The sequence below is a fragment of the Solimonas marina genome (genome assembly GCF_012241385.1).
GTDB lineage: Bacteria > Pseudomonadota > Gammaproteobacteria > Nevskiales > Nevskiaceae > Solimonas > Solimonas marina.
On record NZ_JAAVXB010000014.1, the window covers coordinates 75,201 to 89,402 of the forward strand.

The following is a 14,202-nucleotide window of genomic DNA, read 5'->3' on the forward strand; positions in this document are numbered from 1 at the left end:
ATCGCTATCGTTTTCGAACGGCGATACATTCCTAGTGGCGCAAGATGACGATTGTGGCCTCCGGTTCGCCGACCACTTCATCGGGCATTGAATCTCGGCCCTTGACGTAGGCAATGCCGGATCCTTTTCAAAGCGTTCCAATGAGTTCCGTCATGCGTTTTTCCGGATATAGCCATCGCTACCATGCTCGATGCCTGCATGCGGAGTGCACTACGAAAGCGGGACGCGAAAAGCCCCGGCGCACGACCTACAGCCTGCCCCATTTCACGAATCGAGAGGCTGGAACGGAGATGATAAAATTGATTTGTGCGGTCACGAGTATTGCCCAGAGATTGTCTGACCATAATCCTTACGCACTCAGGTCCGCGGCGCTCAGTGCCGTTTAGAAGAGGTCAAGGATTTTCAACCAGGATCGTTGTTGAACTGAGCGTCATCGGGCAAATTATCGCCCCCAGTGTCGTTCAGGTTCGGCTCAAGATAGCTGCGCCGAATGCCGGTAAACGGATCGCTGCGTGATCGTCCAATGTTCCGCTGAGGAAGGTCTGATGGTGAATTCTCCAGAGACGCCGTTCTGGCATTCTCCACTCCGTGGCGCGCTCCGAGATGTTGAAAATGCAGCGCAGACATTGCCCGTCATTCTCACGTTCGAACGCGAATAGCGGCGTCGGGCTGTCGAGCAGACGTGCGACATCTCCCCCAAACGCCGACTGCTGCTTTCGCCACTTAAGAAAGTGCCGATAGGCATTGAGCAAAGAATCAGGGTCGCGCTGCTGCCGGCTGACGGCGAACGGTAAGTGCTCGGCAGGGATAGGTAACCACAGCGTATTTCCTTCGCTAAAGCCGGCGGAAGGTGCGGCGTCGGTCCATGGCATCGGAGTGCGGCAGCCATCGCGTCCCAGAATCTCCGGATAGTTGGCGATCCCGTATGGGTCTCTCAACTGTGCGAAATCGAGTTGTGCCTGTGTCAGGCCGAGTTCGTCACCCTGATAGATGCAGCACGCGCCGGGTAGACACACTAGAAGAGCGATTAGCATACGGTCGAGCGTCCGATTCTGCTCTTGCGTTAGTTGACGGTGCCGGTCCCAGCGTCCCTTCAGACGCGGGAAGTCGTGCGTCCCGTACGTCCAGCAGATGCGGCTGTCGTCGAACAGCGTTTCGACGCGTTGCAGCAACGCCCGCAGCGCGTCGCGCGTGAACGGCTCGTGGTTAATCAGCGAGGCGTTGTAGGCCATGTGCAAGCGCTCGTGGCCGCGCACGAAATCGGCCGCGGTACCGAGGCTGTCCTCGTCGCTGGAAATCTCGCCGAGCGAGAAGCCGTCCGGATAGGCGTCGAGCATCGCGCGCAGTTCAGCAAGCATCGGCAGCGTCTCGTGACGGCCGACGGTGCCGAGATTGACGTGGTCGAAGTATGGGTCGGCCGGCGACGCGCCGTCGGGCCGCGGCATGCCGGGCGCGCGCCGCGGGTTGTCGCGCAGGCTGCGGTCGTGCGTATAGAAATTGGCGACGTCGAATCGAAAGCCGGCGACGCCGCGCTCGAGCCAGAAGCGGCCGACGTCGCGCAATGCGGCGCGGACTTCGGGGTTGTACCAGTTCAGGTCGGCCTGTTCGGCGAGGAAGTTGTGCAGATAGAACTGCCGGCGCTGCGGCTCCCAGCCCCAGGCGCTGCCGCCGAACGTCGCGCGCCAGTTGTTCGGCGGGCCGCCGTCCGGCGCCGGATCGGCCCACACGTACCAGTCGGCTTTGGCGTTCGTGCGGCTGCGCCGACTTTCGGCGAACCATGGGTGTTCGGTCGACGTGTGGTTCCAGACCTGGTCGACGATGATGCGCAGGCCCAGTGCGTGCGCCTCGCGTACCAGCGCATCGAAGTCTTCCATGGTGCCGAACATCGGCTCGACGGCGCGGTAGTCGGAAACGTCGTAGCCGAAGTCGTGCATCGGCGACCTGACGAACGGGCAGATCCAGATGGCGTCGGCGCCGAGCTCGGCAACATACGACAGCTTGCGGCGGATGCCGGGCAGATCGCCGATGCCGTCGCCGTTGGCGTCGTAGAAGCTACGCGGATAGATCTGATAGATGACGGCGTCACGCCACCAGGGACGCGCCGCGATGTCGGGACGGGCATCGCTCATGCCGGCTGCGCGTCGATCTCGGCGAAGGCCGTGCCCCACGGACGCAGCAGCAGGCGCTCTGACACCGGATCGATCTCGAAGCCGTGCTCGATGCCCTGCGCACCGCGCGGCCGCGCATAGCGCGACAGATCGACGCTGACCTCGCGACCGGTCTGGTTGAACAGACACAGCAACGCCTGCTGCGGACTGTGCCGCTCGAAGCCGAGCACGGCGTCGTCGTCGAGCTCGATCACGCGCGTCTCGCCGCCATTGAGCGCCGCCTGCGTACGACGCCAGTGCAGCAACTTGCGCCAGCGATTGAGCAGCGATCCCGGATCGGGCTCCTGCCGCGATACCGCGCGCTTGCGATGCGAGTCGGGGATCGGCAGCCAGCTGTCGTCGGCGCTGGAGAAGCCGCAGAGCCGCTGGTCGTCGCGCCACGGCATCGGCGTGCGCGAGCCATCGCGGCCCTTGATCTTCGGATACATCAGCTTGCCGAAAGGATCCTGGAGGCGGGACTTCGGAATATCCTCGGGAATGCGCGCATCCGGCAGGCCCAGCTCGTCGCCCTGCCACAGACAGAACGCGCCGGGCAGCGTTACCAGCAGCGCCGCGATCATGTGATAGAAGGCCTCGGGCAGCGGGCCGTCGCGGCCGCCCCAGTACGAGCGCGTGCGCCCGTAGTCGTGATTGCCGACGATCCAGCAGATACCATGCGGACCGTAGTTGCGCAGCGCCTTTTCGAGGATGGCGCGCAGCCGCGCCGCCGACGTCGGTTCGTGGAAGTGCAGGGCGCTGTGATACGCCAGATGCAGACGGTGCTGACCGCGCACGTACTGCGCCGCCTGCTGCAGCGTGTCTTCGCACAGCGTGACTTCGCCGAGCATCATCACGCCCGGGTACTGGTCGACCAGCGCGCGCAGTGGCTCTAGATACTGCAGTGTTTCCTCGCGGCAGAAACTGTTGACGAAGCAGTGCTGTGCCGCCGGGTTCTCCGGATCCATGCCGTCCGGCATCGGTGCGCCTTTCTTGCGTACAGGATCGTCGCGCAGCTGCGGATCGTGGGTATAGAAATTGACCGCGTCGAGACGCATGCCGTCGATGCCGCGATTGAGCCAGAACTTCGCACAGTCCAGCACCATCCGGCGCACGTCGGGGTTGTGCCAGTTCAGGTCGGGCTGGGTGTGCAAGAAGTTGAAGAAGTAGTACTGCTTGCGTGCATCGACATACTTCCAGCCCGAATCGCCGGTGAAGGCCGAGCGCCAGTTGTTCGGCGGCCCACCGCCCGGCGCCGGATCGGCCCAGACGTACCAGTCGGCGTAGCGCCCCTCGCGGCTCGCGGCGCTGTCGCGAAACCACGGATGCTGATCGGACGTATGGTTCCAGACCATGTCGAGAATCAGCTTCAGGCCGCGCTGGTGCACGAGTTCCACGAGCCGGTCGAATTCGGCGAGCGAGCCGAACCGCGAATCGACGTCGACGTGGTCGGTGATGTCGTAACCGTAGTCGTCGAACGGCGAAATGTAGAACGGCGTCAGCCAGATCGCGTCGACGCCCAGCGACTCGATGTAGTCGAGGCGCTCGACGACGCCGGCGAGATCGCCGAAGCCGTCACCGTCGCTGTCCTGAAATCCGGCGACGCCGATCTGATAGATGATGGCGTCGCGCCACCATTTCGTCTGGAATTCCGGCGCCGCGCGACGTGCCGACGACATCGCCGCGGGACCCACACGCGGTAGCGTCATTTCTGCATTCTCCTCTGCGCACTCGGTCCTTGATTGCGCACCTCGACATTGACGCAGATACGTACTGAAATTCGGCTGAATCGGTGTGCCGCGGAGCTGCTGCACTCGCTGATCGACGCCGCATTCGGCAGGGCTTCAGCGCGCCGCGGCCAGACTGCAAAGCAGGGCGTGCCTGGCGCCGACAGGGCGCGAAAGCGTGCGCGGCCCGCAACCGAAACCCGCACAAAGGAGGCATCCATGCATTCGCAGATCATGGCCGACGACCCCGACAGCCGCATCTGGATCCTGGTTCTCGATTCGGGCGAAGAAGCCGTCTCGAGTATCACGCACTTCGCCGACGCTCACGACATCAAGGGCGCATCGGTGACCGCGCTCGGCGCGTTCTCCGGCGCCCGGCTCGGCTGGTTCGACTTCGCGACCAAGCAGTACAAACCGATCGAGGTCTCGTCGCAGTGCGAAGGACTGAGTCTGGTCGGCGACATCGCGTCGGGCGACGACGGCGGCGCCAGTCTGCATCTGCACGCCGTCGTCGGTCTGGCCGACGGCACGACACGCGGCGGCCATCTGCTCGAAGCGCATGCGCATCCGACGCTGGAGGTGACGTTGATCGAAACCACGGCGCGGCTGCGCCGGCGGCGGCGGCCGGAGCTCGGCATCGCGCTGATCGATCTCCGCGCCTAGCCGTCGGCGCGTCAGCGCTGCGTCCGCGGCGGCCGACGGACCGTCCATTCGGTCTGCAGGCTGCGCGATCTGGCGCGCGCGTCGAAGCGGCCGTGCGTACCGCCGTCGTAGTCGACCGGCGCGTAGAGATTGTCCGGCGCATCGGCCGGCTGCGGTTCGGACGTCAGCTGTCCCGAGAAGCCGCTGCGCACCAGCATGCGGTCGGCGAGCCACGGCATGATCTTGTTGCCCCAGATCGCCTTCACCGCCGGCCAGCCGACGTGCAGCTCGCGACGCCGGTGACCGGCCGCCCAGACGATCGCGCGCGCCGCCACTTCCGGCTGGAAGATCGGCGGCACCGGCTGCGCGCGGCGCGGCATGTGCGAGCGCGCCCAGTTGAACTGCGGCGTATTGAACGCGGACAGCTGCACCATCGTCAGCTGCACGTCGCTGTTCTCGTGCATCAGTTCGACGCGCAATGCATCGGTGAATCCGCGGATCGCGTACTTGGCGCCACAGTACGGCGCCTGCAGCGGAATCGCGCGATAGGCGAGCGCCGAGCCGACCTGCACGATCGCGCCGCGGTTGCGTGGCTGCATGCGGCGCAGCGCCGACATCGTGCCGTACACGGTGCCGAGGTAGGTGACTTCGGTGGCGCGGCGGTATTCGTCGGCGCCGAGCGACGAGACTGGTCCGAAGATCGTCGCCATCGCCGCATTGACCCAGACGTCGATCGGCCCGAGTTCCTGCTCGACGCGCGCCGCGGCGCGCTCCACGGCATCGGCATCAGCGACGTCCACCGCAATCGGCAGCGCGCGGCCGCCGACGTTCTCGATCTCGCGCTGCGCGCCGGCCAGCCCCGCTTCACCGCGCGCCAGCAGCGCGACGCGGCTGCCGTTCTGCGCGAACGCGAGGGCGGTTGCACGTCCGATGCCTCCCGAGGCACCGGTCACGACGACGACATCTGCTTTGGCTTTCATCATTCACCTGTCGAGCGAGGGAGTGGGCGATCGTTCGCGAGTCTGTCGCGTCGGCCCTGCACGAAAGGTGAATGCCGGCATGCCCGATCCGGCAAGCCGGCCGTGTGGCTTAGCGCGAGTTTTCCGCTGTCGTATCGATCAGCGTTTGCAGATCGGCGAACTCGATCGGTTTGACGAGATGATGGTCGAACAGCTCGGAAAACCGCGGAGCGCCGACGCCGTTTTCCGAGAAGCCGGAAATGGAAACGAGCAGCGGCGGACGATCACGCTCGCGCAGGATGCGGGCGACTTCCAGCCCGTCGATGTCGGGCATCGAAACGTCGACGAGCACGATGTCCGGTTCGAACCCGTCGACGGCGTGTGTCGCCTGCGCGCCCTCACAGACGAAGCGCGCGTCATGGCCGACTATTTCCAGGATCTGTGACAGTGCGGTCGCACATTCCTGATCGTCGTCGACGACGAGGATACGGCGCTTCTGGCCGCTTCCGACATTACTGTGCATGGCATTCCCCTCTCGGGCCTGCTTGGCAATGGGCCGATATCGGTGTCCAAATATATACATGACTATGCCAAAAGATAGTGGCACGTCGACAAAGCAGAACAAGCTTTCCGCACGTCGTTGTGCGGGTGGCCGTCCGCTACGCGCATGCATCGGGTGACCACAGCGCCGGCAATTAAGTCGGCGAGCCCCCGCTGTTGGCTGAGCGATGCCTTGCAGTTCACGACGAGTTCACGATGTTGCGCATTGCATGAGGCGGTATCGCAGGTTGGGCAGGCGTCATGGAGAGCATTGGCATGAATGAAGCGCGCGGATTACCGGAGCATTTACGGGGGCGGCGGGTCGTCGTCGCGAAATGCCCGCAAGATGCTATGCCGTATGTCGAATATGGCGTCGAAGTTCGGATAGGGTGGAAGGTGTATCGTCGCATCCAGACGCACGGGCCCGCGGGTGCGATGATGGCGGCGCCCATCGGTGTCGCCACGCAGCCGCCCGTCGCGGTCCGGCGCCGCCTGCTGCGTCTTATGTCCGCGCGCACCGCTGTGCTGCCGCGGCATCGGCTCGCAGCTGTCGCCGGCGTCGCTTGCCGGATTTGCACGTCGCGGAGCACGCCGCCGTTCCATTTCTGCTGTGCGTACCAGCGCGGCCCACGAAGCTGTCGATGATCTTGCCTCGCCATCCTTCTGGCTCCGGTCGAGTGGCATCCGCCTGCCCGCATTCCGCATGCCCGGCACGATGACCGAGTTCTACATCGCGATCTTGATTGTTTCGCTGGTCCTGCTGTTGCTCGCCGCGGCCAGCGGTCTGGTCAACGACCGGCTCTGGCTCTCCGAGCCGATGCTGTGCGTGGCGATCGGCATCGCCGTCGGACCCCTCGGCTTCGGCTGGCTCGCCGGACCACTGCGGCAGTCGCACATCGAACCGACAATGATCGAAGCGGCGCGCTTGGCGCTGTCGATCGCTGTCGTCGGTGCCGCGCTGCGCCTGCCGACCGGCTACGTGCGCCGGGCCTGGCGCGAACTGGCCGTGATTCTCGGTGCCGGCATGCTGATGACCTGGCTGCTCGGCGCGGCGCTGGCGATGCTGATCCTCGGCTGGGCGGCGCTGCCGGCGCTACTGCTGGCGGCGACGTTGGCGCCGACCGATCCGGTGCTCGCGGCCTCGATCGTCACCGGTCGCTTCGCCGACGACGTGATCCCGGACCGCCTGCGCAACACGATCAGCGCCGAGGCCGGCGCCAATGATGGTCTCGCCCTGCCGTTCGTGCTGATCCCGGCGGCGCTGCTGGTCCATCGCGGTGCCGTGCATGCCGCTTGGACGATGTGGTGGCAGACCTTCCTGTGGGAGGTCGGGGTCGCGCTGCTCATCGGCACAGCGACCGGCTATCTCAGTGGCCACCTGCTGCGCTGGGCCAGCCGTCTGCGGGAAGCCGAAACCACCTCGCTGGTGACGATCGCGCTGTCGCTGGCGTTCGCGACGATGGCCGCGTGCCGCCTGCTCGAAACCGACGGCATCCTGGCGTGCTTCGTCGCCGGCGTCTGGCTCAACGAGTCGCTGATTGGCAGCGCCGAGGAACGTCACGATCGCTTTCATCAGGCGATCAGCCGCTTCTTCGAGCTGCCGTTCTTCGTATTCTTCGGCGTAATGCTGCCGTGGTCGCAGTGGCGCGAGATCGTGCCGCTCGCATTGCCGTTCGCGTTCGCGCTGCTGTTCATCCGCCGACCGCTGGCCTGGTGGCTGTTGTGGCGCTGGTTGCCGTCGCTGCGCAGCACGCGCGAACACCTCTTCGTGGGCTGGTTCGGTCCGATCGGCATCGCCGCCGTGTTTTATGCGATGCAGTGGGGACAGAAGCTGCAGATTCCGCTGCTGTGGCCAGTCGTCAGTCTGGTCGCGGCGCTGTCCCTGCTGCTGCACGGCATCACGGCTACGCCACTGAGCCGGGTGCTGGTCGGTCGCGACGGGCGAGCGGCCAAATCATCGGCCTGAGCTCTCGGCGTCGAAGCGAAGCCGTCGGCGCTCAGCGTCAGGCAGCGGTCTATGCCGATCGCGGCGATGAACGCCTGGTCGTGACTGACCACGACCAGGCCGCCGCGCCAGCGTTTCAGCGCTCGTTCCGGCTGCGCGAGGCTGCGCAGATCGAGATGGCGGTCCGCGTGAACCTCGTCGGCCATCCGGGCGCAGGCGGGTGCGCGCAGCGGCCCAGTCACGCAGGAGCAAGCCGCATCCGCTTAGCGTGAACCCGATTGCATGGCGTCAGCGGCGCGCAGCGTCCATCGCTCGGTCCCGGCCGCAGCGATGACACCCGTCTGCGGAATCCGGATCACCGGAAACCGATCACGACCGCAGCCATCGCAATCCGGCGCTTGCGCGTCGCCGTGACGAAGCTCCACTTAAACAGGCTGCGATCCAGTACGCCAGCGGACAATCGAATGGAGGCGTTTCCTCAATGACATCGATGATCCAGGACTACGCGATCATCGGCGACGGCCACAGTTGCGCGCTCGTCGCCCGGACCGGATCGATCGACTTTCTGTGCTGGCCGCGCTTCGACAGCGACGCCTGCTTCGCGGCGCTGCTGGGCGACGAGCGTCATGGCTGCTGGCTCATCTCGCCCAGCGGATATGTGGCCGAAACCACGCGACGCTACCGGCCGGACACGGCGACGCTCGAAACCGAGCACGTCACCGAAACCGGTCGGGTCAGGGTGACGGACCTCATGCCCTGGCATGACGGCGCCACGGCCATCGTCCGCCTCGTCGAGGGCGTGGACGGCGAGGTGGAGATGGCGACCTCGCTGCGGCTGCGCTTCGGCAACGGACAGATCGTGCCGTGGGCGCAGGCGCACGAGCGCGGCCTCATATTCGAATCGGGGCCTGATCGCGTCACGCTCGATGCAGCCGTGGCGCTCGAAAAGAATGCGGACGATGCCACTGCGCGCTTCAGCGTCGGCAAGCACGACAAGCTCGCTTTCGTGCTGAGCCATTCGCCGTCGACGGCGCCGGCACCGCCGGTCCTCGACGTCGACGCCGTCATCCAGGCGACGGACAAGGCGTGGAAAGGCTGGATCGGCCGATTGAAGTCGAAGTGCGGCTGGGGCGCGTCGCTCAGGCGCTCGCTGATCACGCTGCGATTGCTGACCGACCGCGACAGCGGCGGCATCGCCGCCGCCGCGACTTTCGGCTTGCCGGAAATTCCCGGTGGACCGGCGAACTGGGATTACCGTTACTGCTGGTTGCGCGATTCGACCTTCATGCTCACCGCGTTGCTCAACGCCGGCTTTCACGAAGAAGCACAGCGCTGGCGAGACTGGATTCTGCGCGCGATCGGCGGCCGGCCGACGTCCATGCAGATCGTCTACCGGCTCGACGGCAGTCGCCGGCTCGACGAATACGAGTTCGGCGCGCTGCCCGGCTATCAAGGCTCGGTGCCGGTGCGCATCGGCAACGCCGCCTCGGGGCAGGTGCAGCTCGACGTTTTCGGCGAGCTGCTCGACAGCTTCGATGTTCTCGCGCGCGCCGGCATCGAACGCAGCCCACGTGTCGTCGAGCTGGAGACCGCGATCGTCGAGCATCTCGAACGGATCTGGGACCAGCCGAGCGCCGACATCTGGGAAAACCGCAACGACCCGCAGCGCTACACTTATTCACAGGTAATGGCATGGGTCGGCGTCACGCGCTTCGTCGCCGCACATGCCGACGACGAGCGCATCGATCGCGCACTGATCGCCCGGCTCAAGACGCTGAGCGAGGTCATCCATCGCACGGTCTGCGAGCGCGGCTACAGCACCGAGCGCGGTCATTTCGTGCATTGCGACGGTGGCGACGCACTCGACGCATCCTTGCTGCTGCTGCCGCTGGTCGGCTTTCTGCCGGCCGATGATCCACGAATCGCTGACACGATCGCGGCCATCGAGCAAAACCTGATGGAGGGCGGGCTGGTGCGGCGCAAACCGCTGCAGCCGGACGGCCACGACGAGGGCGCCTTCATCGCCTGCTCCTGCTGGTTGGCAGACTGCTACAAGATGCAGGGACGCGACGAGGAGGCGGCGACGCTGCTCGAGCGTGTCATCGGGCTGGCGAACGATGTAGGCCTGCTCAGCGAAGAATACTCCGTGCGCAACCGCAGCCCGCTCGGCAATATCCCGCAGGCGCTGTCGCATCTCGGACTGATCAATACCGCGCTGTTCCTGTCAGGCCCCGTTCTGCAGCGAGCCGGCGGATGATGCTCGCGCCTCGTCTTCTGCGCCTGCTCGCCGCGCTGCCGCTGCTCGCTCTCGGCGGCTGCGCGGCGCTCGAGCATGGCGTGATGAATCACGCCGGTCCGATTGCCGCGAGTCATTGGCATCTGTATGTGATCGTCGGCGTCGTGCTGGTCGCCGTCGCCGGGCCGGTGCTGCTGCTGACGCCGCTGATCGCCTGGCACTACCGGCTGTCGAACAAGAGGCATGCCTTCCGGCCGAAGTGGGATTTCTCCTGGACGCTCGAAGGTCTGATCTGGATTCCGCCGATCGGTATCGTCATCGGTCTCAGCGTGCTGCTCTGGGACTACACGCACATGCTCGATCCGTACCGGCCGATCGCGTCGGGGCAAGCGCCGCTCGAGGTGCAGGCCGTGGGCCTGGACTGGAAATGGCTGTTCATCTATCCCGACGAGCACATCGCGACGATCAACCGCCTGACGATCCCGGCCGGACGCCCCGTGCACCTGCGCCTGACCAGCGGCACCGTGATGCAGTCCTTGCTGATCCCGCGGCTCGCAGGGCAGATCTATGCGATGACCGGCATGGTCAGCCAGCTCAATCTGGCCGCATCGCATCCTGGCGTCTTCCTCGGCGAGAACACCCAGTTCAACGGCAAGGGCTTCCAGGATCAGAAGTTCAACGTGGTGGCGCTGCCGCCGGCCGATTACCCGAAGTGGGTAGGGCAGGCCCGCGCATCCGGGCATCCGTTCGACGCCGATGATTTCGCCGGCCTGTTCCACAAATCGTCGCCGTCGCAGCCGGTCGTGTTCTCGTCGGCGCCGCCGCATCTGTTCCGGCAGATCATCGTCCGCTCGCAGGAAACCGGATCATGACCGACGGCATCCTTCCCGCGGTCCTCGGCCGCTTCGAATGGCAGTCACTGCCATTCGTGCGCGCCTGGGAGCATCCGAACGCCAGCGAGATCGTCGGCGCCGGCGCCGGTGCGGTCGTCATCATCGGCGCCATCCTCGTCGCGGCCCTGATCACGCGGCTCGGCAAATGGCGCTATCTGTGGTCGGAGTGGTTCACGAGCGTCGACCACAAGAAGATCGGCATCATGTACATCGTACTGGCGTTCGTGATGCTCAGCCGCGCGCTGATCGAAGGCGTGCTGATGCGCATGCAGCAGGCGACGGCCGTCAACAGTCCCGGCTTCATCGCGCCCGATCACTTCGCGCAGCTGTTCAGCACGCATGGCACGATCATGATCTTCTTCATGGCGATGCCGTTCCTGACCGGCCTCATCAACTATGTGATGCCGCTGCAGATCGGCAGCCGCGATGTCGCGTTTCCGGTGCTCAACTCGGTGAGCCTGTGGCTGACCGCCGCCGCCGCCGCGCTGGTCATGGCCTCGCTCGTCGTCGGCCGCTTCTCGACCGGCGGCTGGAGCGGCTACCCGCCGTACACGGAACTCGCGTTCAGCCCCGGCGTCGGCACGGACTACTGGATCTGGGCGGTGACGTTGGGCTCGGTCGGCTCGACGCTGACCGGCATCAACTTCGCCGTCACCATCTACAAGATGCGCTGCGCCGGCATGCGCCTGATGCGGATGCCGCTGTTCGTCTGGACGGCGCTGTGCACCAGCATCCTGATGATCTTCGCGATGCCGCCGCTGACCGTCGCCACCGCGCTGCTGGCGCTGGACCGCTATCTGGACTTCCACTTCTTCACGAACGACCTTGGCGGCAACATGATGAACTACGCCAATCTGTTCTGGCTGTTCGGACATCCCGAGGTCTACATCCTCATCCTGCCGGCGTTCGGCGTGTTCTCGGAAGTGGTGTCGACGTTCTCGAGCAAGCAGCTCTACGGCTATACCTCGCTGGTGATCGCCACAGCCGTGATCACAGTGCTGTCGTTCACGGTCTGGGTGCATCACTTCTTCACGATGGGGCAGGCGGCCGACATCAACGCCGCGTTCGGCATCGCGACGATGGCAATCGGCGTACCAACCGGCGTCAAGATCTACGACTGGATCTGGACCATGTTCCTCGGCCGCGTGCGCTTCACGGTGCCGATGCTGTTCTCGTTGGCGTTCATGATGACCTTCGTGCTCGGCGGCTTCACCGGCATCCTTCTCGCGTTTCCTCCGCTCGATTATCTGGCGCACAACACGCTGTTTCTGGTCGCACACTTTCACAACATGCTGATCCCGGGCCTGCTGTACGGCATGCTCGCCGGTTATCACTACTGGTTCCCGAAAGCCTTCGGCTTCCGGCTCGACGAAAAGTGGGGGCGCATCTCGTTCGGCTGCTGGGTGCTGGGCTTCTATCTGGCGTTCATGCCGCTCTACGTGCTCGGCGCATCGGGCATGGCACGACGCACGCAGGCGGTATTCGAACCCTCGTTTCGTCCGTGGCTCTACGTCGCCGGCATCGGTGCGCTGCTGCTGGCCGGCGCGCTGGCGTCGCTGTTCGTGCAGCTGTGGGTCAGCGTGCGCGATCGCAAGGCCAATCGCGTATTCGCCGGCGACCCCTGGGACGGCCGCGGGCTCGAATGGTCGATCTCCGCGCCGCCGCCCGAATACAACTTCGCCGTGTTGCCGCAGGTTAACAGCCGCCATCCGTTCCACGACGGCAAGCGCCAGGACGACCCGTACGCGCCGCCGCGGGCGTACGAGGACATCACGCTGCCCAGGAACAGCATGACCGGACCGGCGATCGGCATCCTCGCCGCCGCCGCGGCGTTCGGTCTGGTCTGGCATATGTGGTGGCTGGCGATCATCGGCGCGCTGGCGATCAGTGCCGTCGTCATCGCACGCAGCTTTGCGCGCGACGTCGAGCACACCATCAGCGCCGACGAGGTGCAGCGCACCGAACAGCGCTGGCTGCGAGCGGCCGCCAACGCCGCACCGATCCCGCGCGAGCTGGAGATGACGTCCGCCAATCAGGGTCTGGCCGAGGTCTCGGCATGAGCGCCGACGAAGTCAGGCAGGCCGGCCTCGAACTCGGTCGCAACGACCTGCTGACGCACGAGCAGGCCGGCAGCGCGATCTTCGGCTTTTGGGTGTTCCTGATGAGCGACGCAGTGATCTTCGCGCTGCTGTTCGCCACCTATGGCGTGATGCTGCCGGCCACGGTCGGCGGCCCGACGCCGGCCGACGAATACAAGCTCGTGCCGACGCTGATCGAAACCGTGCTGCTGCTGACCAGCAGTTTCACCTTCGGCTTGGCATCGGTGGCGATGAAGCACGGCGCCTCGCGCCGACAGCTGCTCGGCTGGCTAGGGGTCACGCTGATCCTCGGCATCGGCTTTCTCGGCATGGAGCTGCACGACTTCATGATCATGTTCAGCGACGGCGCCGTGCCAAGCCGCAGCGGCTACCTTTCGTCATTCTTCGCGCTGGTGCCGCTGCACGGGCTCCACGTCTTCTTCGGCAGCGTCTGGATCGTCGTCATGATGGTGCAGGTACTGACGTTCGGGCTGGACGCCCGCGTCAAGGTCAACCTGCAGCGCCTGGGGCTGTTCTGGCATTTCCTCGACGTCGTCTGGATCGCGATCTTCTCGGTCGTCTACCTGCAAGGGATGATCCAATGATCCGACAAAGCGACCGCAAGCGCAGCGAGATCCGCACGTACGTGACCGGCTACGTCCTGGCGCTGCTGCTCAGCGCCGCGGCGTTCGCCGCCGTGCGCTGGCAGCACGCCACCCCGACCTCCGCATTCGCAGTTGTGCTTGCACTGGCGCTCGCGCAGATGGTGGTGCACTTCCGCTACTTCCTGCACATCAGCCTGCAGAGATCCGCGCGAGACGATTTACAACTGGTGCTGTTTTCAGCTGTGATAGCCGGCTTGATGGTGGCGGGGACGCTCGTCATTCTCTTTGATCTGAAAGCAAGGATGTCCTGAAAAGCACGCTTTCCTTTCGCTGAAGCCGCTGATGTTTTGCTCGGACCCGGCGAGGGCTCTTCGGGGTACACGCAAAGGCTACTGCTGGGAGTCTCGTCAGTGCAGGCCTTGTTCAGCGCTGC

General features: G+C 65.2%; 11 protein-coding genes. 7 read left to right on the top strand and 4 right to left on the bottom strand.

The features are described 5' to 3' along the window. Window positions 1–461: 461 nt before the first annotated feature. Together G7Y82_RS18930 and G7Y82_RS18935 are read right to left on the bottom strand one after the other, a co-directional pair. Window positions 462–2,129, bottom strand: coding sequence for an alpha-amylase family glycosyl hydrolase (locus tag G7Y82_RS18930; protein ID WP_168149690.1), 1,668 nt, complete (start codon window positions 2,127–2,129; stop codon window positions 462–464). Further along, entirely contained in the window at window positions 2,126–3,853 is a 1,728-nt protein-coding gene (locus G7Y82_RS18935; protein ID WP_168149691.1) for an alpha-amylase family glycosyl hydrolase, read from the bottom strand. Before G7Y82_RS18935 ends, G7Y82_RS18930 begins: the two co-directional genes overlap by 4 nt. A 237-nt stretch (window positions 3,854–4,090) precedes the next feature. On the opposite strand from G7Y82_RS18935, the gene G7Y82_RS18940 reads away from it, so the two are divergent. Further along, complete coding sequence (locus G7Y82_RS18940) at window positions 4,091–4,534, top strand: PPC domain-containing DNA-binding protein (protein WP_168149692.1); 444 nt, start codon at window positions 4,091–4,093, stop codon at window positions 4,532–4,534. An 11-nt stretch (window positions 4,535–4,545) separates the two neighbouring features. On the opposite strand, the gene G7Y82_RS18945 is transcribed toward G7Y82_RS18940, so the two are convergent. Both G7Y82_RS18945 and G7Y82_RS18950 read right to left on the bottom strand, forming a co-directional pair. After that, a complete protein-coding gene (locus tag G7Y82_RS18945; protein WP_168149693.1) occupies window positions 4,546–5,493 on the bottom strand; it encodes an SDR family oxidoreductase in 948 nt (315 codons plus the stop codon). Between the two features lie 109 nt (window positions 5,494–5,602). After that, the gene (locus G7Y82_RS18950) at window positions 5,603–6,097 is read right to left on the bottom strand and encodes a response regulator (RefSeq protein WP_168149694.1); all 495 of its coding nucleotides are present in this window, start codon (window positions 6,095–6,097) and stop codon (window positions 5,603–5,605) included. A 618-nt stretch (window positions 6,098–6,715) separates the two neighbouring features. Between G7Y82_RS18950 and G7Y82_RS18955 the strand changes: the two genes are divergently transcribed. The 6 genes from G7Y82_RS18955 to G7Y82_RS18980 all read left to right on the top strand — a co-directional run bounded on the left by G7Y82_RS18955 (window position 6,716) and on the right by G7Y82_RS18980 (window position 14,080). Continuing rightward, window positions 6,716–7,978 (top strand): cation:proton antiporter domain-containing protein, encoded by a 1,263-nt coding sequence (locus G7Y82_RS18955; RefSeq protein WP_168149695.1) that lies wholly within the window; start codon window positions 6,716–6,718, stop codon window positions 7,976–7,978. Between the two features lie 460 nt (window positions 7,979–8,438). After that, a complete protein-coding gene (locus G7Y82_RS18960; protein WP_168149696.1) occupies window positions 8,439–10,214 on the top strand; it encodes a glycoside hydrolase family 15 protein in 1,776 nt (591 codons plus the stop codon). Continuing rightward, on the top strand, window positions 10,211–11,065 hold the full coding sequence (locus G7Y82_RS18965; protein ID WP_206370875.1) for a cytochrome ubiquinol oxidase subunit II: 855 nt from the start codon (window positions 10,211–10,213) through the stop codon (window positions 11,063–11,065). The genes G7Y82_RS18960 and G7Y82_RS18965 overlap by 4 nt, the downstream gene beginning before the upstream one ends. Continuing rightward, window positions 11,062–13,146, top strand: a complete 2,085-nt coding sequence (locus G7Y82_RS18970; RefSeq protein WP_168149697.1) for a cbb3-type cytochrome c oxidase subunit I — start codon at window positions 11,062–11,064, stop codon at window positions 13,144–13,146. The genes G7Y82_RS18965 and G7Y82_RS18970 overlap by 4 nt, the downstream gene beginning before the upstream one ends. Next, window positions 13,143–13,769: a cytochrome c oxidase subunit 3 gene (locus G7Y82_RS18975; protein WP_168149698.1), complete on the top strand. Its 627-nt coding sequence runs from the start codon at window positions 13,143–13,145 to the stop codon at window positions 13,767–13,769. The genes G7Y82_RS18970 and G7Y82_RS18975 overlap by 4 nt, the downstream gene beginning before the upstream one ends. Beyond that, window positions 13,766–14,080: a cytochrome o ubiquinol oxidase subunit IV gene (locus G7Y82_RS18980; RefSeq protein ID WP_168149699.1), complete on the top strand. Its 315-nt coding sequence runs from the start codon at window positions 13,766–13,768 to the stop codon at window positions 14,078–14,080. The genes G7Y82_RS18975 and G7Y82_RS18980 overlap by 4 nt, the downstream gene beginning before the upstream one ends. Window positions 14,081–14,202: the final 122 nt, after the last annotated feature.